Source organism: Mesorhizobium sp. M0618 (assembly GCF_040320765.1).
GTDB lineage: Bacteria > Pseudomonadota > Alphaproteobacteria > Rhizobiales > Rhizobiaceae > Mesorhizobium.
The window spans coordinates 127,471-153,081 of sequence record NZ_JAMYQH010000003.1 but is presented as its reverse complement, the minus strand read 5'-3'; the positions used below and the strand labels follow the sequence as shown (position 1 = coordinate 153,081).

The following is a 25,611-nucleotide window of genomic DNA, read 5'->3' as shown; positions in this document are numbered from 1 at the left end:
CCCAATACGCCGGAGACCACTTTTCAGCGACACGCATCAGGCGAGAACGGTCTGCAGCCGGGTCAACTCGCCGATCTGGGCCATCGTCGCCTGATAGCCGATGTTGATCGCCTCGTCGGCGCGGTGGAACTCGGTCAGGCCGATATGGCTGAGCTTCGGCTGCAGCGACATATCGGGCGGGTCGCCGGCAAGCCTGGCACGCGAAATGCGGTCCTGGATGATGTTGAAGGCCTCGACCATGACGCCGGTAATGCCGAGCCGCGTCTGATGCGACTGGTGCTCGGCGTCGACCTTGCCGGGCCTTGGTGCGTCCTTTTCGATGACCAGTTCGCCGGCGCTGTGTTTTATCACCGCGGCACGGCCGAACAGATCATAGTGAAGGTTGACCGCCACGACGAGCGGCTGCTCGTACGCGCGGCAGACCGAAACCGGTACGGGGTTGACCAGCGCGCCGTCGACCAGCACGCGGCCATTGCAATTCACCGGCTCGAACACGCCGGGCAGCGCATAGGAAGCGCGCATGGCGGTGATCAATGAGCCGCTCGACAGCCAGATTTCGTGGCCGGTGCGGATTTCGGAGGTGACCGCCACGAACGGTTTGGTCAGGTCCTCAAAACGAATGCCGGCCATGTGCTCGCGCAGCCTTGCATCGAGCTTCATGCCGCCGAACAGGCCGCTGCCGCGCAAATTGAGATCGAGCAGGCCGAAGATGCGGCGCTTGGTCAGGCTGCGGGCGAATTCTTCCAGTTCGTCCAGTTTACCGGCGAGATAGCAGCCGCCGACCAGCGCGCCGATCGAGGTGCCGGCGATCATCGATACTTCGATGCCGGCCTCGTCGAGCGCGCGCAGCACGCCTATATGCGCCCAGCCGCGGGCGCAACCGCCACCCAAGGCGAGCGAAATGCCTGTTTTCTTCTGGGAGTTCGTTTCGGACGCGCCGCCTGACGAGGACAGGCCGTTGGCCTCCCTGACATCTGGTCTGTTACGCAATGACGCCCACTCGAGCATCATGATCTCCCTTTGTCCCACGGCTACTATACGAGCGGGCCGTATCGAAATGATGAATCTGTGTGGTCGGTGTCAGGCAGAAGGTTCAAGCTAGTGGTTTCCGATACGTTTTTTCCGCATCGAACAGCGGCTTGCTGCCGTCGACGGCAAGCGTCCCCTTGCCATCAATCAGCCCCACCGTCCGATAAAAGCATGAACGCCGGCCAGTGTGACAGGTTGCGTCGTGGCCCAACACTTTGACGCGCAACCATATGGCGTCCTGGTCACAATCCGTGAGCATCTCGACGACATGCTGAAAATTGCCTGATGTTTCGCCCTTTTTCCAAAGCGCGCTACGCGAGCGCGACCAGTAGTGGGCGATGCCGGTCTCCAGCGTCAGCGCCAGTGCTTGCGCATTCATATGCGCAACCATCAACAGCATGCCGTCTCCGGCATCGGTGACGACGACCGTGACCAGCCCGGCTGCATCGAAGCGCGGCGAAAACACCGCGCCTTCCTCAAGCGCTTTCTTGTCTGACGGAGCTTTTGGAAATTCCAGTGCCGACATCGCCGGTCCTTGTTTTGATGGCCGGCGAGGGCCGATCAGACCCCGCCGCCGCGCACCATGGTGACGAAACGGACCTGCTCTTCGGGCGTGTCCTTGAAAACGCCGGTGAAGGTCGAGGTCAGCGTGGTTGAACCCTGCTTGCGGATGCCGCGCATGGCCATGCACATGTGCTCGGCCTCGATCATGACGGCGACGCCGCGTGGATTGAGCACGTCCTGGATGACGCCGGCGATCTGCGCCGTCAGCGCCTCCTGGGTCTGCAGGCGGTGGGCGAAGATATCGACGACGCGGGCGATCTTGGACAGGCCGACGACCTTGCCGTCCGGAAGATAGCCGACATGCGCCTTGCCGATGATCGGCACCATATGGTGCTCGCAATGTGAATGGAATGTTATGTCCTTGACGATGACCAGATCATCGTAGCCGGCGACCTCCTCGAAGGTGCGGCCGAGCTCGTCGGCCGGGCACATGTCGTATCCACCGAACATTTCGCGGTAGGCCTTTGCCACCCGCTTCGGCGTGTCGACCAGCCCCTCGCGGTCCGGATTGTCGCCGGTCCAGCGCAAAAGCGTGCGCACGGCGGCTTCGACTTCGGCTTCGCTCGGCCGGTCGGTGACCGGCTTTTCCATATAGGCTGACTGTGGCATGAGCTTCTTGATGACGGCATCCATAAAGGCGTCTCCCGTAGTCCCTCTCGGCGGAGGAACGAGTTGAACGGACCACGACCTTTCGGTGTCGGAAACTCGCCCCGTTTCCAGCCCGTAAGCGGCGTGAACTTCCCGGCAAGGACATTGGCTTTCGTCTTCTTGTCGATACCGGACTGCCAGCATTATATAAGGTCATAGCGAGCGAAAGGAAGACACGACAGCGGCAATCGCTGTTCGCTTGGCGGCGACGGATTGGAAAATAATGATAAACGAGGTCTACAACGCGAAAATTCTCGGTTTTGCCGGGAACATTGGCCGCATCGGCCGGCTCGATCATCCTGACGCAACCGCCAAGGCGCACTCCAAGCTATGCGGTTCCACGGTCACCGTCGACCTCAAGATGCAGGACGGCGTGGTCACCGACTTTGCCCATGATGTGAAGGCCTGCGCGCTCGGCCAGGCGTCGTCATCGATCATGGCGCAACATGTCGTCGGCGCGAGCGCCGAGGAATTGCGCGCGGTGCGCGACACCATGCTGAAGATGCTCAAGGAAAATGGCGCCCCGCCGGACGGTCGCTTCGCGGACCTCAGATATCTGGAGCCGGTGCGCGATTACAAGGCCCGTCATGCCTCGACCATGCTGACTTTCGACGCCGTGGTCGACGCCATCGGCCAGATCGAGAAGCGCGCCGAAGTCTGAGGGCCGGCAACCGACCGTTTACAATGCACGTCTGCTTTCGGCAAATTCGCCGCGTACCCAGTCCGCGAACGCGGCGGCCGGCTCCGACAGATCGCGCAAGCTTCTGGCCACCAGCCAATAGGCGCCGGATGCGACGTCGATGTCGAACGGCTTGACCAGCGCGCCGGACGCGATTTCTCCGCCGATCTGCAAGAGATCGCCCAAGGCCACGCCATGTCCGAGCAGGGCGGCCTGCTTTGAAAGCGACGCATCCGCCAGCATCGGCCCGCGCGCCGGCACGGCGTCAGCCGGCACTCCAGCTGCTTCGAACCAGCGCGCCCAGCCCTGGCGGTTCTCCTCGTGCAAAAGCGTGTAGCGGCCAAGATCGATCGGCTTCCTGAGGGCGGGGCCAGAAGTAAGCAGCGCCGGCGACAGGACCGGCGAATCGACCGTCGAGGCAAGCCGCTCAGCCTGGCTGCGCGGCCACGAGGTGGCATGCGCGCTGAAGCGCAAGGCAAGCTCCGGCTGATCGCTGCGGAACTCGATCAGCCTTGGATCGACCTCGAGCGAGATGTCGATGTCAGGCCGCAATTGGCGAAACCGGTTGAGCCGTGGCACCAGCCACACGGATGCAAGCGATGGCTCGACACTGACACGCACCACGGACTGCGCCGGTGTCGCCACCAGTTCCCCAAGCAAGGTATCGATAGCGTCGAAACTTCTGACAAGCTGATCCAGCAGACGCCGTCCGGTGTCGGTCAGCTCGACACGGCGATGGTGACGTTCGAACAAGGGTTGGCGCAGGAAGATTTCGAGTTCCCGGATCTGCCGGCTGATCGCCGCCTGCGAGACGAAAAGCTCCTCGGCGGCCCGGCTGAAGCTCAGATGCCGGCCCGCCGCCTCGAAGCTCCTCAATGCCGTCAGCGGCAGGCGCCCACGCTTCATTTCGCATAACCCAGGATTATCCGAAGTGGAAATTATACTCGTTTGAAGGCGAAGGCCAGCGGCCGTCTAATCGCATCAAAGGAGACCGACCATGATCCAGTTGCTGAGCATCTTTGGCGATGTCATGCGGATCGCAACGTTTCAATGGCGTGACAGAAGACAGCATGAAAGCGTTACGAAGAGCCGACCAGTCGTGGCCGGTGGGTGGCTTCGGCTGACTGGCAGCCGTTTCGCCGTTTCCGTCCGTGACGGTGGGGCCATGCAGGGCGCGGGGATTGCGTTCTCCAGTAGAAGCCCACATCTATCGCGTGGGAAACGCGAAACGGAGACTGTGGTGCGCGACCAGCATGGGCATGCGCATATCGCCCGGCCGCCGAAACGCGGCCGTAACTGGCCCGGTCCATGGCGCAAGACGCCGGGCCGTCTCCTCGGCACGTCGCTCGTGCGCCTCTACCAGCTGACATTGTCGGGCTTTGTCGGCAATTCCTGCCGGCATCTGCCGACCTGTTCGGAATATGCCCATGAGGCGATCGCCCGCCATGGCCTGTGGGCGGGCGGTTGGATGGGATTTTTCCGGGTGCTGCGCTGCGGGCCATTCGGCACGCATGGCATAGACCTCGTGCCGGAGGTGCTGGAGGATCGTTATGTCTGGTTCACGCCATGGCGGTACTGGCGGATCGGCAGCAAGCGCGGCGAAGCGCAGGGGTGATCGCGTCAGTCAGGTCCCGCCGGCTCTGCCCGTTTACGAACCGGTAGGGTTAACAACAGCCTGCACAAAGACTGCGCATTTGAGACAAAATCGAGACAAGAGACCTCGCTAAGCCGCTCGCGAACCCCCTTCTGGAGCGAGCAGAAAATGCGCAATTTCGACCGTCTTCCCTTCATCTTTGCCGGGATACTGTTCCTGCTCGCCTGGCTGCTGGGATTTCCGCTGCGCGCGCAATCGGCGCCGCTTGGGAATTTGCAGTGCACCGTGATCGCCGATGCGGCGAGCGGCAAGACGCTCTACCAGGACGGGGTGTGCGACGAGCGGTTCAGCCCGGCTTCGACGTTCAAGGTGCCGTTGTCGCTGATCGGCTATGACAGCGGGATCCTGAGCGACGAGCACACGCCGAGCTGGGATTACAAGCCTGAATTCAACGCGGTGAAGCGGGATCAGAAGACCGTCGATCCGGTGGTCTGGGAGCGAGATTCGATCCTGTGGTTTTCCCGGGAAATCACCCGCCGGCTTGGGTCTGAGAGTTTTGCCGGTTATGTCTCGAAATTCGACTACGGCAACGCCGATGTTTCCGGCAATCCCGGCAAGAATGATGGTTTGACCAAGTCCTGGGTGAATTCCTCGCTCAAGATCACGCCGGTCGAGCAGGTCGAATTCCTGCGCAAGCTGCTGGCCCGCAAGCTGCCTGTCTCGGCCAGGGCTTACGACATGACATCAGCCATCATCCCGACCTTCCAGGCCGGAGGCTGGACGGTGCAAGGCAAGACCGGAAGCACCAGGCTGCGCAACGACGTCGACAAGGTTCAGGACAAGCGTTCGCTCGGCTGGTTCGTCGGCTGGGCGCAAAAGGATGGCCGCCAGATCGTCTTTGCGCGGCTTGTCGTCGACACCAACCGCACCGACATGCCCAAGGGCCTCAAGACCCGGGCCGCGTTCCTGAAGGACCTGCCGCTCCTCATCAAATGAACGCTGAATTTGAGCCGGGCTTTACGGAGGCGGAATCTGTCCATAAAAGACAGCCGCTGCCGGACGCATCCGGCTTTTCCCTATGCATGTCGTAACCCAAAACCGCCATACACTTTTGGGCGACATGCATTTCAACCACCCGCGCTCGTTTGCGGGACTGGATAGGAGATATATATGCTGAATTCCGTTTCCCTGACATTTCCCGATGGCTCCGTCCGCGAATACGACGCGGCGATGACCGGTGCCGGCCTCGCCGAATCGATCTCGAAATCGCTGGCCAAGAAGGCGGTCGCCTATGCGATCGACGGCACGGTTCGCGATCTCAGCGATCCGCTCGGCAAGTCCGGCAAGGTCGAGATCGTCACCCGCGACGACCCGCGCGCGCTGGAGCTGATCCGCCACGACGCGGCCCATGTGCTGGCGGAAGCCGTGCAGGAATTGTGGCCGGGAACGCAGGTGACCATCGGGCCGGTGATCGAGAACGGGTTCTACTACGACTTCGCCCGTAACGAGCCGTTCACGCCTGACGATTTTCCGGTGATCGAGAAGAAGATGCGCGAGATCATCGCGCGCAACAAGCCGTTCACCAGGGAAGTCTGGTCGCGCGACAGGGCGAAAAAAGTCTTTGCCGACAAGGGCGAGCGCTACAAGCTGGAGCTGATCGACGCCATTCCTGAGGATCAGGATCTCAAGATCTATGCGCAGGGCGACTGGTTCGACCTCTGCCGTGGCCCGCACATGGCCTCGACCGGGCAGATCGGCAATGCCTTCAAACTCATGAAGGTGGCCGGCGCCTATTGGCGCGGGGATTCGAACAACCCGATGCTGACCCGCATCTACGGCACGGCCTGGGCCGACCAGGCGCAGCTCGAAGCCTACCAGATGATGCTGGAGGAGGCCGAGAAGCGCGACCATAGGAAGATCGGCCGCGAGATGGACCTGTTCCATTTCCAGGAAGAGGGACCGGGCGTCGTCTTCTGGCATGCCAAGGGCTGGAAGATGTTCCAGAACCTGGTCAACTACATGCGCCGCCGCCTCGATGAGCAGGGCTATCAGGAGGTCAACGCGCCGCAGGTGCTCGACAAGAGCCTGTGGGAGACGTCAGGCCATTGGGGCTGGTATCGCGACGCCATGTTCAAGGTGACGGTCGCCGGCGACGACACCGATGACGACCGGGTCTTCGCGTTGAAGCCGATGAACTGTCCGGGCCATGTGCAGATTTTCAAGCATGGGTTGAAGTCCTATCGCGATCTACCCGTGAAGCTTGCGGAATTCGGCAATGTGCATCGCTACGAGCCGTCGGGCGCGCTGCACGGGCTGATGCGTGTGCGCGGCTTCACGCAGGACGATGCGCACATCTTCTGCACCGAGGAGCAGCTGGCCGCGGAGTGCCTGCGCATCAACGACCTGATCCTGTCGACCTATGCTGATTTCGGTTTTGACGAAATCAGCGTCAAGCTTTCGACGCGGCCCGACAAACGCGTCGGTACCGACGAAGCCTGGGATCACGCCGAAGCAATCATGGGCAGCGTGCTGGAGACGATCAGGACACGATCCGGCAATCGCATCAAGACCTCGATCAATCCGGGCGAGGGCGCCTTCTACGGACCGAAATTCGAATATGTGCTCAAGGATGCCATCGGCCGCGAATGGCAGTGCGGCACGACGCAGGTCGACTTCAACCTGCCGGAACGGTTCGGCGCCTTCTATATCGGCTCCGATTCCGAGAAGAAGCAGCCTGTGATGGTGCACCGCGCCATCTGCGGTTCGATGGAGCGCTTCCTCGGCATCCTGATCGAGAACTATTCCGGCCATTTCCCGCTGTGGTTCGCGCCGCTGCAGGTGGTGGTGGCGACGATCACCTCGGATGCCGACGGCTATGCGACCGAGGTGGTGGCAAAGCTGAAGGCCGCCGGGCTGTTGGCGGAAGCGGATTTGCGCAACGAGAAGATCAACTACAAGGTCCGCGAACACTCGCTGGCCAAGGTTCCGGTCATCCTCGTCTGCGGCAAGCGCGAGGCGGAAGAGCAGACGGTCAACATGCGCCGGCTGGGCTCACGCGACCAGGAATCGCTTGGCCTTGACCAGGCGATCGCGCAATTGACCGAAGAAGCCGTCACGCCCGACCGCAGGCGCAAACGCGCTGCCTGATCGGCATAGTTTTTCGGCCAAATGGCGGTGGAGCGATCCACCGCCATTTTCATATCCTTGTCACGCCGACCTTGTAACGAACCCCTATGCTCAAGCTGAAATCGCGCGAACGACCCTTTCCCGAGCTTTCCTATGCCAATCCGCGCCAGCCGGCGCTGACGCGCTGGTTCATCCATTCGATCGAAGGCCTGTCGGGCCGCGACCGCTACACCGCGCTTTACGATTTTTGGCGCCGTCAGGTCGTGCCGACCGGCGAGCGTGTGTTCAGCCGCATGCTCGACCTGATCGACGTCCGCGTGCGGACGGCAGATCAGTGGCCGCCAGCGCAATTGCCTGATACGCCGCTGGTGATCGTCGCCAATCATCCGTTCGGCATCGGTGACGGCATTGCCGTGCTGTCGCTGGCCGAGCAGCTCGGACGGCCGTTCCGGGTGATGATCCACAAGGACCTGCTCAAGATCCGCGAGATGGAGCCCTACTCGCTGCCGATCGACTTTTCCGAGACCAAGGACGCGCTGAAGAACAACATGGCCGTGCGCCATGAAGCGGTGCGGCTGCTGAAGGAGGGCGTCACCATCGTGGTGTTTCCGGCCGGCGGTGTCGCCACCGCGCCAAAAGGTTTTGGCCGGGCGCGCGACCTGCCGTGGAAGATGTTTCCGGCCCGTCTCGTCCAGGAGGCCAAAGCGTCGGTCATCCCGATGCATTTTTCCGGGCAGAACGGCAGGGCGTTCCATCTGGTCAGCGGCCCGATGAACATGGCTGAGAGCGACGGCCGGGTGGCGAAATTCATCGGCAAGGCCTCGGTGACATTGCGCACGTCGCTGCTCATCCACGAATTCGCGCGGTTGTCCGGCAAGGCGATCGACGTGCGTGTCGGCAAGATGCTGAGCTGGAGCGAACTGGAGCCATTGCGCGACCGCAAGGCGTTGCTCGACCGCCTTTATCGCGGCGTGTTCGACCTTGCGCCAGTCGTGAGGCGCCGCCGGATTCCGTTCCTGCCGGCGCGGACCAAGCTGGCTGCTTGAGGCAACAAACGTCCGGCTCACGAGGGGCCGAGACTCGACCGTCCGTTCAGAAAATAGTATGACACTGTAACGTTGCGGTGCTATAAGGAGGCAAGAAACGAACTTGCCATGAGAACCAGCAAACCAATCACCGTGACCCTCGGCCGCCAGCAGAGCAGCGTCGACGCACGTCTGGCCTCGGGCGCCTACGATTCCGCCAGCGAAGTCATGCGCGCGGCGCTACGCGCCCTCGATCGCGAGGAGCAGATCATCACCGCTGTTATGCACGCCAAGGTCCAGGAAGCCCTTGACGACCCGCGTCCGGACATCCCGGCAGAAGACGTCTTCAAAGCGTTGCGCGCCCATCATGCGGACCGCATGAAGGCCTCTAAGCGTGACGCATAAGGTCGTCTTCAGGCCAGCGGCTCAAGCCGACCTCTTCGCCATCTACAATTACATCGAAAACGACAGCGGGAATCGGCGTGCCGGCGACTATGTCAACCGCATAGAGGCCGCGTGTATGGCGCTGTCCACCTTCCCGGAGCGCGGGACCGTGCGCGACGCTGTTGGCCCCGGCGTCCGCATCGTCGGTTTTGAACGCCGCGTATCTATCGTTTTCCGGGTCAACGGTGACACCGTGGTCATCCTGCGTGTGCTCTACGGCGGACAGGATTATCCGGCCAGTTCAGAGGATGAAGCAGACACCTGATTCCTCTGGTAGGGATTGCGAACTGCAGTCTGGTCTAATCAGCACCTTCTTCGGGATCCATCGCCGCGGCCTCGGTGGCCAGAACCTCGATTTCCTGGTTCTGCCCGGCCACGACCGTAAAATCCTTCTGATAGATGCGGTCGCGGTTCTTGGCGATGATGGTGTAGTCGCCCTCGGCCAGCACCATAGAGGCGAAGGCGCCGACGGTTTCCTTGATCGGATCGCCGGACTCATTGAGCAGCGACCAGGACGTATCGGCGATCGCCTCGCCACCGGTCTCACGCACCAGCTTCATCGTGATCTCGGCGGCGTGGTGCTCGACGGTGGCTTCGGTCAGCTTGCCGGCCTCGACGCGGATGTCGGAGCGGATGACCGCGTTGACCGCGCCATAGGTCGAGACGACATGGTAGATGCCGGCGTTGAGCCGCACGACACTGTTGGGCTCGACATCGGGAATGATCAGCGCGCGGTCGCCATTGGCCTCGGCGGTGCCCTCGTAGATCGAAAAGCGCAGCTTCTTCGGTGGAATGCGCACGCCGCCGGACAGCACGGCGTCGAGCTTGAGGCCGCCGGCGTCGAGCACGAGGCTTTCGCGCTTGGCGTCCTTGCCGACAGTGATGCGCTTGGTGGCGCCGGCCCGGCCGTAGGAGGCGTGAACCAGATAGCTGCCAGGCTCGAGCTGGAAGACGGCGGTGCCGCCATGGGAGGAGGCGACCATCGGCAATTTGCCGTTGACGGCTTCGGGCTTGAAAACCCGCCAGACGATGCCGCGCGTGATGTCGGAACCCTTGTCGGTCAACTGGGCGGACAATGTGATGGCGCCGCCGCCGCCGCTTAGTGCCAGTGACGTCTCGCCTTTCGGCGTCGCGTAGCTCGAAATTCCCGGAAGCTTCAGGTCGCTGACACCGTCGACGTTCTGCGCCATGGCGTACGAAACCGGCGCCATGAACAGCAGGGCGCCGAGCCAGATCAGGAAAAGACGGACAGTCCCCTCAAACATGCCTTGCGTTGAAGCCCATGGCGGTGGCAATTTCAAGGCTTAAGAGTCCGATACGACTCTTCCGTCCGGCGTATCCCGCGCCAATGCCCGAGCCGCCCGAATTCCCGATGGTGCGCTTCAGCTCAAAACAGAATGTTCAGGAGACTTGCGCCCATGGCGTCGCCGATCATCGATTTCCTGCTGACCCGAAACTCCGCTCCGATCCCCGATCTGAAGCAGCCGGCGCCGAGCGATGCGGAGGTCGCGACGATGATCACTGCTGCTTCGCGGGTGCCCGACCATGGCCGATTGGAGCCCTGGCGCTTCATCGTCTACCGTGGCGACGCCCGCGCCGAGATCGGCAGGCAACTGGCAGCGCTTGCAGAGCAGCGGGAGGGCCCATTGCCGGAAGGCCGCCGCAATCAGGAACTGGCGCGGTTCTCACGCGCGCCGCTGGTGATCGGCGTCGTATCTATCCCCCGGGAGAATCCCAAAATCCCGCAATGGGAAATGTTCCTGTCGGGCGGCATGGCGGCGATGAACCTGATGATAGCAGCGAATGCGCTGGGCTATGGCACCAACATGATCAGCAACTGGTATTCGGATGTGCCGGAGGGCAGGACGCTGCTGGGGCTGGCGCCGCAGGAGCGCGTCGTCGGCTTCATCCATATCGGCTCCTATGCCGGCCCGGCGCCGGAGCGGCCCCGGCCCGATCCGGCAAAGCTGTACAGTGACTATTCGGGGCCGTGGGCTGGCTGAATGTTCTACGAACCCTCAAAGGGCCACGGCCTGCAGCATGACCCTTCGAAGGCGATCGTGGCGCCGCGTCCGATCGGCTGGATTTCGACGCTGAACGGGGCAGGCGAGGTCAATCTCGCGCCATACTCCTTCTTCAATGCCGTCTCGACGCGACCGTTCATCGTCTGGTTTTCCTCGGAAGGCGAGAAGGACAGCGCCTCCTTCGCGCAGGAAACCGGCGAGTTCGTCGCCAATCTCGTCAGCCGCGATCTCGCGGAGAAGATGAACCGCACATCGGTCAACGCACCGCGCGGCGTCAACGAGTTCGTCTATGCCGATCTTGCCATGGCGCCGTCGCGCCTGGTCGGGCCGCCGCGCGTGGCGGCAGCGCCAGCTGCGCTCGAATGCAGGGTGACGGAAGTTTTTCGGCCAAAGGCGCTGGACGGATCGCCGACGAGTGCTGTGATTGTTGCCGGTGAAGTGGTCGGCGTGCACATCGACGACGCCTTCCTGACAGACGGCCTGTTCGACATCACCAAGGCCGGCAATGTCGCTCGTCTCGGCTATATGGACTATGCCAGCGTCGACGAGGTGTTTTCGATGCGCCGGCCGCGCTGGGACAAGGACTAGATATCAGGCTTGGCCAGCGCCTTGCCGGCACTCTTTCGCTGCCTGGCCGTCATGACGGTGCGCACATAGCCGGGCTCGCCGATCCGGATGCTTCCATCGGGCAGACCCAGTATGCGGTCGAGAGCGATCTCGTAGAGCCTGACGCGTTTCTCCAGGGCCTCGATCGCGATCTCCATGTCGGCGTCGCTGCCGCCGGCAATTGCCTTGGCAACGACGTCATGCGTGGCCATGCCGAACTGCATGACGATGTCGGCAACACCTTCCGGATCGAAGGTCCTGAAAGTGCCGTCTTCGATCCCTTGCCTGATGATCTTGACCAGCAGAGGTGAAAACGACGCGCTGGCGGCCAGATTGATACGGTGGAAAAGCACCAGATTCTCAGGCCGAAACATCGTCTCGAAAAGAGTCCAAGCTTCCGGCGCGGTCTCGATCTTGGCCCGCCGCGACTGGCTGAGCAGACCATTCAGGCGGCCAAGCGGGTCTAGGCCCGGATCGTCGATTATGTCTTGCACGCCAGCCAGTGCCTGTCTTGCAAAGCGATCGGCCAAGGCTTCCAGAAGAGCCTCCTTGGAGGGGAAGTAGTGATAGAAGGCGCCCTTGGAGACGCCGGCGGACGCAATCACGTCGTTGAGGCTCGCTTTGTCATAGCCCTGCGTCAGAAAAAGCGTCTGGGCATGGTCCAGAAGTTCTTCTCGCCTGAACTCTGGATGCTTGATGACACGGGGCATGATGAACCTTCTGCACAGCTCGCTTGAATTACAGACCGTCGGTCGGTATGGTAGACCGATGGTCTAAAATTGCCAGCGCAAGTGAGCGGATATCATGAAAGGCCGATCATGATCGCGAAATTGGTCCTTCAAACATTCGTCTGGTTTGGCGCCATGGGCGCCTTGCTCTTCCTGTCGGCCGGCACGCTGCACTGGCCGGGGGCCTGGGTCTATCTGGTGGGGATGGTGGGGCTCAGTCTCACCTTGGGCGTGGCGCTGGCAAGGCGCGATCCCGGCCTGATGAATGAGCGGCTGAGTTCTCCCATCCAGAAGAATCAGGACACGGCCGACAAGGTCCTGCTGTCCATACTACTGTTCGCCATCTTTGGTTCGCAGATATTCATGGGGTTCGACGTCCGTTTCGGCTGGTCCGTGGTTCCCGTCTGGGTGCAGGTGGTCGGCGCGCTCGTCCTGCTGCTCGGAATCTGGATCTGCTATCTGACGATGCTGGAGAACAGTTTCGCGGCGCCCGTGGTGAAGATCCAGGATGAACGCGGACAACATGTGATCTCCACGGGGCCTTACAGCTACGTCCGCCATCCGATGTACGCCGGCGCCATCCTCTTCTTCGCCGGCACGGCACTTCTGCTTGGTTCCTGGTGGGGGCTGGCGTCGGTACTCGTGATCGTCGTTCTCCTGGCCATCCGCACCTTCATTGAAGAGAAGACGCTTCGCACCGGCCTGCGCGGCTATGACGACTATGTGGCCCGGGTCCGTTACCGCCTGATCCCGTTGGTTTGGTAGCAGGCGCTCAGGCGGAAACACCTGCCGCCTTTGCCCGCGCCAGAAGCCGCTCGGCTAGCCGCAGGTGCGGGCGGTCGAACATCCTGCCGTCGATGCTGACGACGCCGGGACTTCCCGCTGCCGCGAACGCGGCAACGATTGCCGCCGATTGTCTCACGGCGTCGACCGACGGCGTGAAGGCGGCGTTGATGACCGGCACCTGATCGGGGTGGATCGCCATCTTGCCGGTGAAGCCATCGCGCTCGGCCTCGGTGCATTCCGCTTCGAAGGCCGCCATGTCGCGAAAATTCGGGAAGACGGTGTCGATCGCCTCGACCTCCGCCGCACCGGCGGCAAGTATGGTCATGGTGCGAGCGTGACGGAACACGTCCGTGTAGCGGCCATGCTCGTCGCGGGCGTTGCGCGCGCCGATCGCCGCCGACAGGTCTTCAGCGCCCCAGGTGAGGCCGGCAAGCCGCGCGCTTGTCCCGGCATAGGTCGCAGCCGCCAGCACGCCTGCCGGCGTTTCTGTGATGATCGGCAGGATCTTGATCGCGCCGTCGGCCAAGCCGTTTTCGGCCTCGCGCACCCTGAGCTTTGCCGACAGGTGCTGCACATCCTGGCCGCTGTTCGACTTGGGCAGCATGATGCCGTCGGGTTTCGCTGGAACCAGTGCGGCGAGATCGTCGTCCGTCAGCGCGGTCGACAGGTCGTTGACCCTGACATAGATGGCTGAACCGGTTTGCGCCCTGCGTTCCAGGATGAAGCGCGCCGCCACCTCGCGTGCCAGCGCCTTGTTGTGCGGTGCCACGGAATCCTCGAGGTCGACGATGACCACGTCGGCGCCGACACCAAAACCCTTTTCCAGTTTCCTCTGGGAATCGCCAGGGATGAACAGCAGCGAACGCATGCGTCAGATCGCCTTCTTCAGCATCATCGCTTGCCTGGTGCATTTGGCGACGAGATCGCCATGCTGGTTGTAGGCGCGATGCTCGAATTCGACGATGCCGCGATCGGGTTTCGACCTGGACTCGCGCACCGAGATGACTGTCGTCTCAACGCGAATGGTGTCGCCATGGAAGACCGGATGCGGAAACACGGTCTCCTTCATGCCGAGATTGGCGACCGTGGTGCCGACTGTGATGTCATTGACCGAAATGCCGATCATCAGGCCGAGCGTGAACAGCGAGTTGACCAGCGGCTTGCCCCATTCGCTCTTGGCGGCGAAATCGAAGTCGATGTGCAGCGGCTGCGGGTTCAGCGTCATTACCGAAAACAGCATGTTGTCGCTTTCGGTAACGGTCTTGCGCAGCGTGTGCTGGAAGACATGGCCGACAACGAACTCTTCGAGATAAAGCCCGGCCATTTCTTTCTCCTCAGGTGCTTGACGGTGATAGGCGCTGCAAATCTGGCTCGCAAGCCAGTTAATGAACATGGTGAACGGTTCGTAAACCAATTCTGCCTACGGTCGTCAGTGGGGTCAGAAGCTTCTGACAAGGGGCGTAAGCAGGCGGGCATGGTTGTTGTTTCGCATTTCCTGAAATGGATCTACACGGCCAGGGTGTCGGAGCGTGCCGCGGCGGCGAGCGCTCTGGCCCGGGCCTATATCAATTCCGAATTGCCTTTCGAGGACCGTTGCGCCGCCGAGGCGGCGCTGACGCTGTTGCTCGACGATGCCTCGTCGAAGGTGCGGCTGGCGATGGCCGAGGCGCTGTCGATGAGCCACCACGCGCCAATGCAGATCATCAGCGTGCTGGCCTCCGACCAGCCGGAAGTCGCCGGCGTGGTGTTGGCGCGCTCGCCGCTGCTCACCGACGCCGACCTGATCAACCGTGTGGCTTCAAGTCCGAAGGCGACACAGAAATTGATCGCCGAGCGGCCACTCGTCTCGATGGCGCTGTCGGCGGCCATCGCCGAGATCGGCGAGGCGGACGCCTGCGCCGTGCTGCTCGCCAACAGCGGCGCCGACATCGCCTCGCTCAGCTTCCGCCGCATGGCCGAACGACATGGGCACCTGCCGCTGGTGCGCGAGGCGCTGATATCGGATATCAGGCTGCCGGCCGACTGCCGGCATATGCTGCTCGTCAAGCTTGGCGAAATGTTGAAAACGTCGCCACTGGTGATGGCGATGATGGGCGCGGCGCGAGCCGACCGCGTCATGCGCGACGCCTGCGTCAAGGCTTCCGTGACGCTGATCGAAGGCACGCGCCAGGAAGAACATGCGGCCCTGATCGAGCATCTCAGGCTGCGTGGCGACCTTACCGCGAGCTTTCTGATCCGCACCATCGCGCATGGCAAGGTGGATTTCTTCGGCTCGGCGCTGGTCGCGCTCAGCCAGCAGTCCGAACAAAGGGTAAGGGCGCTGCTGGCCGGTGGGCACGACGTGGCCTTGCAGGCGCTGTTCCGCAGCGCCGGACTCGCCGCAGTCACCCATGCCATCATCCTGCGTGCGCTGAAGATCTGGCGCGAGGTTGCCAACGGCAAGCGCATCGCCGGTGTGCAGGAGGTCAGCTGGCTGATGCTCAAGGAAGTGGGTGGGCAATCCGCCGAAGGCGATCTTGCCGCCTTGATCAAGTCGATCCATCTCGATGCGCTGCGCGAGAACGCGCGAGGCCACGCGCTGGCGATAGCGGCAGCTTAACCTTTATCCCTCGCGAAAAAGTCGGGGAAATCCTCCATCGCGGCGGCGATGATGCGCAGCGATGCCGCGATCTGCAGCAATTCGCTGGTGCCGTTTCGCTCGGCGATGTTCGCTGCGTACTGCCGGGCGACGGCGACGGTCGAGGTCTGCGGATCGCTGGGGGCGCGGAAAAGCAGTTCGCGCGCCAGTCCCCTCAGGAAGTTGGCGATCGAAAGCGCGGTCTCGGATGGAATGGCATGGCTTTGGCTTGCATCGCGCAGCCGAAGGACCTCCAGGCCCACGGTGACGGCGGCGACTCCGCCGCCCAGAACCGCATCGCCCTTCTGACCGGCATTCTGCACCAGCGGCATCAGCTGGTTGATGCGGTCGTAGGCGAGGCTCTCGAAGGCCGAACGTCTCGGCACGCGCTCATGCAGGCAAAGCCGCGCCAGATCCTCGCGCATGGCGCGCACGATGCGGTTGGCCGCGAGCCACGGATCGGCGGGCAGCACGACGATGAAGACACCGATCGCCAGCAGGATGCCGACCAGGATCGACGCCGAACCGGCGAAGAAGGGTCCGGGATCGTAGGTCATCGCCTGGTGCGGGCTCAGGAAGGCAAGGAAGTTGATGGCGAAGGCCGTCGCCACGCCGACATAGCGTGGATTGGCCATGGCCAGCGCCGTCGGTACAAGGATGGGCACGACAAACAGCATGAACCAGCCGAAGCCGGGCAGGGCAGGCAATGCGATCTGGCCGACGAGAAAGGCAAATGGCAGCGCCAGAAGCGTTCCCTTGAAGAAACCCCAGGCGACCTGCACAGGGTCGGGGCGAGCAGCAAACAGGCTCGATACGACAGCAACGAGAATGACCGTACCGGCCGCTTCCGACCATTTCGTCGTCAGCCAGAAGGCCGCGACCAGCAATGTGGCAAGGGCAGCACGCAAGGCGTTACGCGATGCGCCGGCGTAATCGCGATGCACCACCAGCGCAGGCTGCCTGCTGCCCCGGGCCGGACGTGTGGCAGGCGCGCGCAAGGCGTCGAGGCCGCGCAGCACCTGCTTGAGCGCATCGGCGAAATCGGCGGCGATGGTCAGGCGGGTGATAGTGCCGATCCTGTCATTGCCCTGGTCGGTCGAAGTATCGGGCATTTGCCGGGCGTTTCCGGCAATCGCATCGAGCCGAGCCATCCACAGCGCCGTATCGTCCAGCGCGCCGGGCTTGGTCGCCAGCTCGCCGACCAGCGATTGTAATTCCGAGCGCACCGGAATGAGCGCCGCATTCTTCGGGGCGGCGTGCGAATGCAGCGCGCGTGCCGCCGAGAGCGCGGAGAGCAGCTGTCCGATGGTGCGCCGGACTGGATGGGCGCGCGGCGCGAAGCTTGGCGCTTCGAGCCTGGCATAGGCGCGCATCTCGCCGAGCGTCTGGGCATCAGTGATCAGCTTTCGGTGCAGCGCGGACAGCGTTGCCGGGTCGCCGCCGGAGAACGCACCGCCGGCATAGGTGGCAAGATCAAGGATGCAGCGTTTCAGGCGCGAGACGATGGCGTCGCTGGCCAGTTTTGGCAGGATCAGGCGGCTGGTCAGGCCGGCGCAGACAATGCCAAGCACGATCTCGGCACAGCGCGCGACCGCGAGGTCGACGACGAGATGCGGCTGTCCGAAAGCGGGCAGGCCGATGATCATTGCGGTGTAGCCCGCGAGGGCGGCGCCATAGGCTTCCGGATTGCGCAGCAGCGACGAGACGAAGGTACAGATGCCGATCCAGACGGCAAGCACCGTTACCAGCACCCAGGGGCTGGTGCCGCAAACGGTGGTGATGCCGATCGCGGCGATGCCGCCGACCAGCGTGCCGAGCAGCCGGTAGAAGCCCTTCGCCAGTACCATGCCGGCAACCGGCTGGGCGACGATGAACACCGTCATCATGGCCCATTGCGGATGGTCGAGCTTCAGCGCATAGGCGGCTAGCAGAGCGATCAGGCCAGCCGAAACAGTGCGCAGCGAGAAAATCCAGTCCGAACGCGTCGGTTGCGTCAAGCCGGCTAAACTCGTCTCGAAATAGCCTTTCAGCCGCGCCCAGGTCACATCCTCGTCTCCGCAACTGGAGCCTTGTTATGGACCGGCTGGTGGCTAGATATCCAGCACTTCCGTCTCGGCGAATTCGGCGCGTTCCTGGATGAAGCGGAAGCGGGCCTCCGGCTTGGTGCCCATCAATGCATCGACGGCGTCCTTGGTCGCCGCCTCGGCGTCGATCACATCGATCCGAAGCAGCGTGCGCTTCCTCGGATCCATGGTGGTTTCCTTGAGTTGGGCCGCCATCATCTCGCCCAGACCCTTGAAGCGGCCAAGCTCGACCTTGCCGCGCCCGGTAAATTCGGTGCGCATAAGCTCGTCCTTGTGCGCGTCATCCCGGGCATAGGCGACCTTGCCGCCTTGCCTGATCGAGTAAAGCGGCGGCACGGCCAGGTAAAGGTGGCCGCCGCGCACCAGCGCCGGCATCTCCTGGTAGAAGAAGGTGATCAGCAGCGAGGCGATGTGGGCGCCGTCGACATCGGCGTCGGTCATGATGATGACGCGGTCGTAGCGCAAATCCTCGTCGCGGTATTTCGACCGCGTGCCGCAGCCGAGCGCCTGGATCAGGTCCGAAATCTGCTGGTTGGCCGCCAGCTTGTCGTTGCCGGCGCTGGCGACGTTGAGGATTTTTCCACGCAGCGGCAGGACGGCCTGGCTGGCGCGGTCGCGCGCCTGCTTGGCAGAGCCGCCGGCGGAGTCACCTTCGACGATGAACAGTTCGGCACCGGCCGCGGCATTCTGCGTGCAGTCGGCGAGCTTGCCCGGCAGGCGCAATTTGCGCACCGCGCTCTTGCGTGACACCTCTTTTTCCTGGCGCCGGCGCACGCGCTCGTCGGCGCGTGCGATCACCCATTCGAGCAGCTTCGAGGCTTCCTGCGGATTGTCGGCCAGCCAATGGTCGAACGGGTCGCGGATCGCGGTCTCGACGATGCGGATCGCCTCGATCGTCGCCAGCCTGTCCTTGGTCTGGCCGACGAATTCCGGCTCGCGGATGAACACCGACAGCATGCCCGCCGCCGAGATCATGACGTCTTCCGAGGTGACGATCGAGGCGCGCTTGTTGCCGACGAGATCGGCATAGGCGCGCAGGCCCCGCGTCAGCACGTTGCGGAAGCCGGCCTCGTGTGTGCCGCCTTCGCCGGTCGGGATGGTGTTGCAGTAGGAATTGATGAAGCCGTCGCCGCCGAACCAGGTCACCGCCCATTCCAGCGACCCATGGCCGCCTTGTTTCTCGCTCTTGCCGGCGAAGATTTCGCGCGTCACCTGGAAGTCGTCGCCGAGCGATGCCTTGAGATAGTCCTTCAGGCCGCCGGGAAAATGGAATTCCGCCTTGGCCGGTGTCTGGTCCTTTTCCTTGATCAGCGACGGATCGCAGGTCCAGCGGATCTCGACACCACCGAACAGATAGGCTTTCGAGCGCGTCATGCGATAGAGCCGCGCCGGTTCGAACGCCGCGCCCTTGCCGAAAATCTGCTCGTCGGGGTGGAAGCGGATCTTTGTGCCGCGCCGGTTGTGGACCTCGCCCAACTGTTCCAGCCCGGTCACGGGAACGCCGCGCGAGAATTTTTGCCGATAGAGTTGCCGTCCCCGCGCGACCTCGACCTCGAGATGGTCCGACAGCGCGTTGACCACGGACACGCCGACGCCATGCAGGCCGCCTGATGTCTCGTAAACCTTGGAGTCGAACTTGCCGCCCGAATGCAGCGTCGTCATGATCACTTCAAGCGCCGGCTTCTTGAACTTCGGGTGCGGATCGATCGGGATGCCGCGGCCATTGTCGGTCACGGCGAGATAGCCATCGGCCGAGAGCTCGACATCGATGAAGGTGGCATGGCCGGCCACCGCTTCGTCCATCGAATTGTCGATGACCTCGGCGAACAGATGGTGCATCGCCTTGTCGTCGGTGCCGCCGATATACATGCCTGGCCGTCGGCGCACCGGCTCCAGCCCTTCCAGCACCTCGATGTCGGCGGCGCTATAGCCCTCGCTGCCGTCCTTGGTCGAGGCAGGACGCTTGGTGGCTTGCACCACCAGTGGATCCGCAGGGCGCGCTGGCGCGCGAACCGGCTGCGGCTTGTTGTCGTCATTGCCGAAAAGATCGTCCATGCCTGCCATAGAGTCCGATGCTGCGAATCACCTCGCGATACTGCCACGCTTTTCAGCGCCAAGCGACCGAGGTTCCTGTTCCGTTCGGGGATATGGCCCCTCTTACTCCAAAACCATTCGATAACCAAGCCGGCGGAAATAGGTCCGATACCGCGGTGCAGGATTCCTGATTCTTTAACAATGCCGCCTAGGGTTAAGCTCAACAAAACAAGAAACTGCGGGCATCAGGGGTTTCGGCGTGAGGGGCAAGGCCATATCGATGATCGGCATCGCCGCCGTTTTCGGGGCGATCTCGATCTTTGCCGCGGATTTCTGGGTCAAAAGCCAGGCCAAGGCCGATTCCGAAGAGAAGACGTCGTCTATTCCGGCAGCTGTCGTGCCGAAGGTCGAGTTCAAGACCATCGTGGTGGCGAATGCCCCATTGCGCTACGGCATGGCGCTCGACCGCGCGCAGCTCAGCGAAATCCCGTGGTCGCAAGAGGCCGTGCCGCAGGGCGCCTTCACCACCATCAATGCGTTGCTTGCCGATGGCAGCCGCGTGGTGCTGTCGCCGATCGAGGTCAACGAACCGGTACTGCTGACCAAGCTGTCCGGTCCGAACGGCCGCGCGACACTCTCCAACATGATGACGCCCGGAATGCGGGCGGTCACCATCCGCACCGACGAGATAGCAGGTGTCGGCGGCTTCGTCACACCGGGCGACCGCGTTGATGTCGTGCTGACGCGCGATGCCGGCGAAATTCAGGAAGTGGCCAAGAATGCACAGGGTGCGGCCGGATCGACGGTCACCTCCGAGATTGTCGTTGCCGATGCCAAGGTGCTGAGCGTCGGGCAAGGTGCCGACGAGCGCCAGACGACGCCGCAGATTTCCAATTCGGTGACCATCGAGGTGACGACCGACGGCGCGCAGAAAGTGGCGCTGGCCCGCACTGTCGGTACGCTGTCGCTGTCGCTGCGCTCGGCCAGCGAAGGCGGCGACGGCAAGGGCGGCGTCACCACCATCTCTTCGTTCGGTGGATCGGCCGCCTCGAACGTGCAGGCCGCTGCCGGCTCGCTGTTCGATGCCGTGGTGAAAGAGCCGGAGAAGCCGAAGTTCAAGACCGTCATCGTGACGCGCGGCACAAAGGCCGAGGAATACCAGGTTCCTTCGCGGGACCAGAAATAAGCCAGTGGGGACTGGGTGAGGGACGGGACAATGTTCGGGCTGTTCACATATCGGGTCATGGGGCGGTTGCGCGTTTTGCGTGCGGCGGCTGTCGCGTCTTCGCTGGCTGCTGCCGCGATGCTGGCCTTCGGCGCCTCGGCGAGGGCTGACAACGAGATCGTCTATGTGTCGTCGACCAAGAATGCGTCAATCAAGGTCGCCAAGGGCAAGCCGAAGACGATCATGACCAGTGCCGCCTTCTACCAGATCGTCATCGGCGATCCGGAGATCGCCAACGTCAATCCGCTGACCGACAAATCCTTCTATGTGCTCGGCAACAATCTCGGCACCACCGGCATTGCCCTGTTCGATGAGAAAAAGCAGCTTGTCGGCACTGTCGACATCGAGGTGACGCTCGACACCGACCAACTGGCCAGCACCATTCGCGCCAGCGTGCCGGATGCCAGGATCAAGGTCGGATCGGCCAATGGCCGGGTCGTGCTGTCGGGCGAGGCCGATGACGCGGTCGCCGCCGAAAAGGCAAACAAGATCGCGACGCGCTTTTCCGGCACTGAAGAGGTGATCAACTCGGTCAACATCTCGTCGTCGCAGCAGGTCCAGCTCAACGTCCGCTTTGTCGAAATCAACCGCCAGGCGGGCCAGGATCTCGGCGCCAAATACGCCGCCAACTTCGCCTATGGCATGGGTGGCCGCGACGTCACGCTGCCGGCCGGATCGATACAGGGCGCGGGAACAGGCGAGATCATCGGCAAGCTGCTGTCGAATGGCGTCTCCATCGATATCGCCATCAAAGCGCTGGAAGAGCGCGGTTTGGCGCGGCGGCTGGCCGAGCCGAACCTGATCGCCCGGTCCGGCCAGACGGCGAGCTTCCTCGCCGGCGGCGAGTTCCCGATCCCGGTCTCCGAGGACGACGGCAAGATCTCGGTCAGCTACAAGAAGTACGGCGTCAGCCTGGATTTCACGCCGACGGTTCTGAAGGACGGGCTGGTCAGCCTGGACATCGCGCCGGAAGTCTCCTCGATCGACGCGTCTGCCTCCTACAACATAGGCAGCATTTCGGTGCCCGGTTTCATCGTGCGCCGTGCCAGGACATCGGTCGACCTGAAGAACGGCCAGAGCTTTATGATCGCCGGATTGCTGCAGTCGCAGAACGACATCACCACGTCGCGCATTCCCGGCCTCGGCAAGATGCCGGTGCTTGGGGCGCTGTTCTCGTCGAAATCCTATCAGCGGCGCGAGACCGACCTCGTCATCATCGTAACGCCCTATCTGGTCAAGCCGGTCGATCCGTCGAAGAAGCTCGTCGAGCCGACAGATGGCACGCAGCCGGCCAGCAACGCCGATTATTTTCTCAACAACACCGAGGAAGTGAAGGGCGCCGACACCGGTCGCACCGTGGCGCTGGCAGACGGCCGCGTCACTCAACCTGCAGCGGCCGCTTCGGCTGGGCATTTCCTCGACCTGCCGAAGGATTGAAGCCATGCGTCTGGTCTTTGGATCGAGCGTCGCCTTGCTGCTGGCCGGCTTTACCGCTGGCTGCACCAGCGACGACTATGTGCGCAGCGAAGGGCCGACGGCCGGCGCCGGAAATGCGCAGGCCGCCAACACCGTCATGCAGATGGTCGATCCCTGGAAATACGGGGTCCAGAACACCAGGCTCCTGGTGCCGGCCCAACGAGGCAGTGCCGCGGCCGTAACACCCGATCAGGCGGCCGGCGCCAAGGCGTCGCAGTCCAGCACGACCAATTGATCCCACGGGCAACTGATCCAACGGTCGATCGACCTGACAGGCTGACAGAATGGCAAACGGCATCAAGACCAGGAAGATCCTGCTCGTATCGACCGACAGGACGTTTGCGCAGGACACGCGCACCGCGTTTTCCGCCTCCGAGATCATACAGCTCTCGACAGTGGAGAAGAACGTCACCGAGTTGCGCGGCGAGATCCAGGAAGCCGACTTCGGCGCCATCATCGTCGACATGGATGCGGCAAGGCTGGAGGAGGTCGAGTCGCTGCAGCGCATCATGCGCCGGCTGGAGGACAAGGTTCCTGTCGTCGTCGTCACCCAGGAGTTCAACGCGGCCGCGGTGCGCATTCTCGTGCAGCTCAAGGTCGCGGATTTCCTGGTCAAGCCGATCACCACCGCCGATCTGGTGCGCTCTGTCGTGCGGGCACTGCAGGGACCCGGGCGCGAGGAAAACAGCGAGTCGCAGATCTACACCTTCATGCCTGCGGCGGGCGGCGTCGGCACCACGACGCTGGCGCTGCAGACCGCGTTCCAGCTGCATCACTCGGTGACGCGCGGCGCGTCGACCTGCGTCGTCGATCTCAATTTCCAGCAGGGCGCCTGTGCCGAATATCTCGACCTCGAACCGCGTTTCGACATCACCGAGATCGAGAACCAGCCCGAGCGTCTCGACCGCCAACTGCTCGACGTGATGCTGTCCAAGCATGCCAGCGGGCTGTGCGTGCTGGCGGCACCGGCGCATCCAGCAGAGATGCGCTCGTTCAAGACCGATGTCGTGGTGCGCATGCTGGACCTCGTCTCGGCCTATTTCGACAATGTCGTCATCGACATGCCACGCACCTGGTTTCCATGGACGGAAACCGTGCTGCTCGGTTCCAACAAGCTCTACATCGTCGCGGAAATGACGGTGCCGTGCCTGCGCCACACGCAGCGGCTGATCCAGGCGGTCTACGAGACTGCCGGCAAGGAAGTGAAGCCGAACGTCATCGTCAATCGTTTCGAACAGAAGATGTTCGACAACGGCATCAAGCAGGCGGACGTCCAGGAAATTCTCGGCGAGCATTTCGTCGGCGGCATCGCCAACAACTACCGGCTGGTGCGCGAAGCGGTCGATCGCGGCGTGCCGCTGCACGAGATCGATCCGAACGCCAATGTCATCAACGACCTGAAGAAGATCATCCTGCCGGAAGAAGCGGTCCCAACCCGCGCGAAATCGCGCTCGCTGTTTGGTATGGGCCGTGGATTGCTGAAGAGGAAAGCCGGATGACCAGCCGCTTCTCCGCCCTGCAGAACCGAGATGCGCGTCCGCAGCAGCGCGCGCCTGAGACGACGCCGGTCGCCCATCATGCCGTCGTCATTCCGACCAGCCGAAAGGCTTTGCCGGCAAAGCCGGACACAGCGCCGGCAAAGAATGCCAACAAGGTGCTCGATGCGCGCGTGCGTATCCACCGGCTGCTGCTCGAAGAGATCAATCTTGTCGCGCTGGAGCGTTTACCGAAGGATGAGATGCGCCGGCAAGTGCATGATTTCGTGTCGGAAAAGACCAAGCAGGAGCGGATGGCGATCAACACCGTCGAGCTTGACGCGCTGGTCGACGACATCGTCGACGAGATGGTCGGCCTCGGTCCGCTCGAGCCGCTGCTCAAGGACCCCGACATCAACGACATCCTGATCAACGGCCACATGAACTGCTTTGTCGAAAAGAAGGGCAAGCTGCAGCCGGTACACATTCCGTTCAAGGATGAGGCGCATCTCCTGCGCATCGTCAACAAGATCGTCGCCGCGGTCGGTCGCCGCGTCGACGAATCGCAGCCGATGGTCGATGCCCGCATGCTGGACGGCTCGCGCTTCAACGCGGCCATCCGCCCGGTTGCGGTCGATGGGCCGCTGGTGTCGATCCGCAAGTTCTCCAAGAACAAGCTCGGTCTGCACAAACTGGTCGAATTCGGCGCCATCACCCAGAACATGGCCGAAGTGCTGGCGGCGGCCGTGCATGCCCGCAAGACGACGATCATTTCGGGCGGCACCGGCACCGGCAAGACGACCATGCTCAATGCGCTGTCGGCCTTCATTCCGGAAGACGAGCGGCTGATCACCATCGAGGACGCGGCCGAACTCCAGCTGCAGCAGCCGCATGTCGCGCGCATGGAGACGCGGCCAGCCAACATCGAAGGCCATGGCGAGCTGAAGCAGCGCGACCTGGTCAAGAACGCACTGCGCATGCGCCCCGACCGCGTCATTCTCGGCGAGTGCCGCGGCGAGGAGGCTTTCGACATGCTGCAGGCGATGAACACCGGCCACGAAGGGTCGATGGCGACCATTCATGCCAACACGCCTCGCGACGCCATTTCGCGGCTCGAGCAGATGCTTGGCATGACCGGCATGCCGATGACGGTACAGTCGATCCGCAGCCAGATCGCCAGCGCGCTCGACCTGATCGTTCAGCTGACGCGCCTGTCCGACGGCAAGCGCAAGGTGACCAGTGTCGCCGAGGTGACCGGCATGGAAGGAGATGTCATCCAGATGCAGGAGATCTTCCGCTTCGTGCGCACCGGCATGGAGGCCGACGGCAGGATTCTGGGGCACTACGAGGCGACCGGCATCCGGCCGCGCTTCCTTGAGGATCTGCGCGCTATGGGCATCGAGTTTCCTGGACGATATTTCGAACCCGGCCGGCCGCAGGAGTAGCC

The 25,611-nt window shown here is 62.8% G+C and carries 26 protein-coding genes; 16 read left to right on the top strand and 10 right to left on the bottom strand.

Annotated elements, in window-relative coordinates:
- Nucleotides 1-36 precede the first annotated feature (36 nt).
- The 3 genes from NKJ04_RS04750 to folE all read right to left on the bottom strand — a co-directional run bounded on the left by NKJ04_RS04750 (nucleotide 37) and on the right by folE (nucleotide 2,226).
- On the bottom strand, nucleotides 37-1,011 hold the full coding sequence (locus NKJ04_RS04750) for a patatin family protein (RefSeq protein WP_352440228.1): 975 nt from the start codon (nucleotides 1,009-1,011) through the stop codon (nucleotides 37-39).
- Nucleotides 1,012-1,093: 82 nt separating this feature from the next.
- Nucleotides 1,094-1,555 carry a phosphoribosyl-AMP cyclohydrolase gene (gene hisI / locus NKJ04_RS04745; RefSeq protein ID WP_352673722.1) on the bottom strand — a complete coding sequence of 154 codons (462 nt, stop codon included), beginning with the start codon at nucleotides 1,553-1,555 and terminating at the stop codon, nucleotides 1,094-1,096.
- 35 nt (nucleotides 1,556-1,590) lie between these two features.
- On the bottom strand, nucleotides 1,591-2,226 hold the full coding sequence (gene folE / locus NKJ04_RS04740; RefSeq protein ID WP_023810482.1) for a GTP cyclohydrolase I FolE: 636 nt from the start codon (nucleotides 2,224-2,226) through the stop codon (nucleotides 1,591-1,593).
- Nucleotides 2,227-2,464: 238 nt separating this feature from the next.
- Here folE and NKJ04_RS04735 point away from each other — a divergent pair, with 238 nt between their 5' ends.
- Nucleotides 2,465-2,902, top strand: a complete 438-nt coding sequence (locus NKJ04_RS04735; RefSeq protein WP_352673719.1) for an iron-sulfur cluster assembly scaffold protein — start codon at nucleotides 2,465-2,467, stop codon at nucleotides 2,900-2,902.
- A gap of 18 nt (nucleotides 2,903-2,920) precedes the next feature.
- On the opposite strand, the gene NKJ04_RS04730 is transcribed toward NKJ04_RS04735, so the two are convergent.
- The gene (locus NKJ04_RS04730; RefSeq protein ID WP_352673717.1) at nucleotides 2,921-3,826 is read right to left on the bottom strand and encodes a LysR substrate-binding domain-containing protein; all 906 of its coding nucleotides are present in this window, start codon (nucleotides 3,824-3,826) and stop codon (nucleotides 2,921-2,923) included.
- A 334-nt stretch (nucleotides 3,827-4,160) separates the two neighbouring features.
- Here NKJ04_RS04730 and yidD point away from each other — a divergent pair, with 334 nt between their 5' ends.
- The 6 genes from yidD (at nucleotide 4,161) to NKJ04_RS04700 (ending at nucleotide 9,374) form a co-directional block, all read left to right on the top strand.
- Nucleotides 4,161-4,535, top strand: coding sequence for a membrane protein insertion efficiency factor YidD (gene yidD, locus NKJ04_RS04725; protein ID WP_127297163.1), 375 nt, complete (start codon nucleotides 4,161-4,163; stop codon nucleotides 4,533-4,535).
- Between the two features lie 147 nt (nucleotides 4,536-4,682).
- Nucleotides 4,683-5,510, top strand: coding sequence for a class D beta-lactamase (gene blaOXA / locus NKJ04_RS04720; protein WP_352673715.1), 828 nt, complete (start codon nucleotides 4,683-4,685; stop codon nucleotides 5,508-5,510).
- 174 nt (nucleotides 5,511-5,684) lie between these two features.
- The gene (gene thrS, locus NKJ04_RS04715) at nucleotides 5,685-7,661 is read left to right on the top strand and encodes a threonine--tRNA ligase (protein WP_352673713.1); all 1,977 of its coding nucleotides are present in this window, start codon (nucleotides 5,685-5,687) and stop codon (nucleotides 7,659-7,661) included.
- 86 nt (nucleotides 7,662-7,747) lie between these two features.
- On the top strand, nucleotides 7,748-8,686 hold the full coding sequence (locus NKJ04_RS04710; protein WP_352673712.1) for a lysophospholipid acyltransferase family protein: 939 nt from the start codon (nucleotides 7,748-7,750) through the stop codon (nucleotides 8,684-8,686).
- 108 nt (nucleotides 8,687-8,794) lie between these two features.
- Complete coding sequence (locus tag NKJ04_RS04705) at nucleotides 8,795-9,070, top strand: type II toxin-antitoxin system ParD family antitoxin (RefSeq protein WP_023810489.1); 276 nt, start codon at nucleotides 8,795-8,797, stop codon at nucleotides 9,068-9,070.
- Nucleotides 9,060-9,374, top strand: coding sequence for a type II toxin-antitoxin system RelE/ParE family toxin (locus NKJ04_RS04700; RefSeq protein ID WP_023810490.1), 315 nt, complete (start codon nucleotides 9,060-9,062; stop codon nucleotides 9,372-9,374). The genes NKJ04_RS04705 and NKJ04_RS04700 overlap by 11 nt, the downstream gene beginning before the upstream one ends.
- Nucleotides 9,375-9,408: 34 nt before the next feature.
- Here NKJ04_RS04700 and NKJ04_RS04695 read toward each other — a convergent pair whose 3' ends face one another.
- Nucleotides 9,409-10,374, bottom strand: coding sequence for an RgsD C-terminal domain-containing protein (locus tag NKJ04_RS04695; RefSeq protein WP_352673710.1), 966 nt, complete (start codon nucleotides 10,372-10,374; stop codon nucleotides 9,409-9,411).
- A 153-nt stretch (nucleotides 10,375-10,527) separates the two neighbouring features.
- Between NKJ04_RS04695 and NKJ04_RS04690 the strand changes: the two genes are divergently transcribed.
- Together NKJ04_RS04690 and NKJ04_RS04685 are read left to right on the top strand one after the other, a co-directional pair.
- A complete protein-coding gene (locus NKJ04_RS04690) occupies nucleotides 10,528-11,112 on the top strand; it encodes a nitroreductase family protein (protein WP_352673709.1) in 585 nt (194 codons plus the stop codon).
- The gene (locus NKJ04_RS04685; RefSeq protein WP_352673707.1) at nucleotides 11,113-11,721 is read left to right on the top strand and encodes a flavin reductase family protein; all 609 of its coding nucleotides are present in this window, start codon (nucleotides 11,113-11,115) and stop codon (nucleotides 11,719-11,721) included.
- Here NKJ04_RS04685 and NKJ04_RS04680 read toward each other — a convergent pair.
- Nucleotides 11,718-12,449: a TetR/AcrR family transcriptional regulator gene (locus tag NKJ04_RS04680; protein ID WP_352673706.1), complete on the bottom strand. Its 732-nt coding sequence runs from the start codon at nucleotides 12,447-12,449 to the stop codon at nucleotides 11,718-11,720. The genes NKJ04_RS04685 and NKJ04_RS04680 overlap by 4 nt on opposite strands.
- A gap of 108 nt (nucleotides 12,450-12,557) precedes the next feature.
- Here NKJ04_RS04680 and NKJ04_RS04675 point away from each other — a divergent pair, with 108 nt between their 5' ends.
- Nucleotides 12,558-13,232: a methyltransferase family protein gene (locus tag NKJ04_RS04675; protein WP_352552893.1), complete on the top strand. Its 675-nt coding sequence runs from the start codon at nucleotides 12,558-12,560 to the stop codon at nucleotides 13,230-13,232.
- Nucleotides 13,233-13,239: 7 nt separating this feature from the next.
- Here NKJ04_RS04675 and NKJ04_RS04670 read toward each other — a convergent pair whose 3' ends face one another.
- Together NKJ04_RS04670 and NKJ04_RS04665 are read right to left on the bottom strand one after the other, a co-directional pair.
- On the bottom strand, nucleotides 13,240-14,121 hold the full coding sequence (locus tag NKJ04_RS04670; RefSeq protein WP_352673705.1) for an HpcH/HpaI aldolase/citrate lyase family protein: 882 nt from the start codon (nucleotides 14,119-14,121) through the stop codon (nucleotides 13,240-13,242).
- Between the two features lie 3 nt (nucleotides 14,122-14,124).
- The gene (locus NKJ04_RS04665; RefSeq protein WP_023810497.1) at nucleotides 14,125-14,577 is read right to left on the bottom strand and encodes a MaoC family dehydratase; all 453 of its coding nucleotides are present in this window, start codon (nucleotides 14,575-14,577) and stop codon (nucleotides 14,125-14,127) included.
- Between the two features lie 150 nt (nucleotides 14,578-14,727).
- Between NKJ04_RS04665 and NKJ04_RS04660 the strand changes: the two genes are divergently transcribed.
- Nucleotides 14,728-15,852, top strand: a complete 1,125-nt coding sequence (locus tag NKJ04_RS04660) for a DUF2336 domain-containing protein (RefSeq protein ID WP_352610678.1) — start codon at nucleotides 14,728-14,730, stop codon at nucleotides 15,850-15,852.
- Here the strand turns inward: NKJ04_RS04660 and NKJ04_RS04655 are convergent.
- Both NKJ04_RS04655 and parE read right to left on the bottom strand, forming a co-directional pair.
- A complete protein-coding gene (locus tag NKJ04_RS04655; RefSeq protein WP_352673703.1) occupies nucleotides 15,849-17,915 on the bottom strand; it encodes an FUSC family protein in 2,067 nt (688 codons plus the stop codon). The genes NKJ04_RS04660 and NKJ04_RS04655 overlap by 4 nt on opposite strands.
- A gap of 45 nt (nucleotides 17,916-17,960) precedes the next feature.
- Nucleotides 17,961-20,018 (bottom strand): DNA topoisomerase IV subunit B, encoded by a 2,058-nt coding sequence (parE, locus tag NKJ04_RS04650; protein WP_352673702.1) that lies wholly within the window; start codon nucleotides 20,016-20,018, stop codon nucleotides 17,961-17,963.
- A gap of 229 nt (nucleotides 20,019-20,247) precedes the next feature.
- Between parE and cpaB the strand changes: the two genes are divergently transcribed.
- Genes cpaB through NKJ04_RS04625 form a run of 5 tightly spaced genes read left to right on the top strand, consistent with a single transcriptional unit; the run spans nucleotide 20,248 to nucleotide 25,609 of the window.
- Complete coding sequence (gene cpaB / locus NKJ04_RS04645; protein ID WP_352673700.1) at nucleotides 20,248-21,174, top strand: Flp pilus assembly protein CpaB; 927 nt, start codon at nucleotides 20,248-20,250, stop codon at nucleotides 21,172-21,174.
- Between the two features lie 57 nt (nucleotides 21,175-21,231).
- Nucleotides 21,232-22,650 (top strand): type II and III secretion system protein family protein, encoded by a 1,419-nt coding sequence (locus tag NKJ04_RS04640; RefSeq protein WP_502897886.1) that lies wholly within the window; start codon nucleotides 21,232-21,234, stop codon nucleotides 22,648-22,650.
- Nucleotides 22,651-22,654: 4 nt separating this feature from the next.
- Nucleotides 22,655-22,924 (top strand): hypothetical protein, encoded by a 270-nt coding sequence (locus NKJ04_RS04635; RefSeq protein ID WP_128303365.1) that lies wholly within the window; start codon nucleotides 22,655-22,657, stop codon nucleotides 22,922-22,924.
- 49 nt (nucleotides 22,925-22,973) lie between these two features.
- Nucleotides 22,974-24,188 (top strand): CpaE/TadZ family protein, encoded by a 1,215-nt coding sequence (locus NKJ04_RS04630; protein WP_127297210.1) that lies wholly within the window; start codon nucleotides 22,974-22,976, stop codon nucleotides 24,186-24,188.
- On the top strand, nucleotides 24,185-25,609 hold the full coding sequence (locus tag NKJ04_RS04625; RefSeq protein WP_352610682.1) for a TadA family conjugal transfer-associated ATPase: 1,425 nt from the start codon (nucleotides 24,185-24,187) through the stop codon (nucleotides 25,607-25,609). Before NKJ04_RS04630 ends, NKJ04_RS04625 begins: the two co-directional genes overlap by 4 nt.
- Nucleotides 25,610-25,611: the final 2 nt, after the last annotated feature.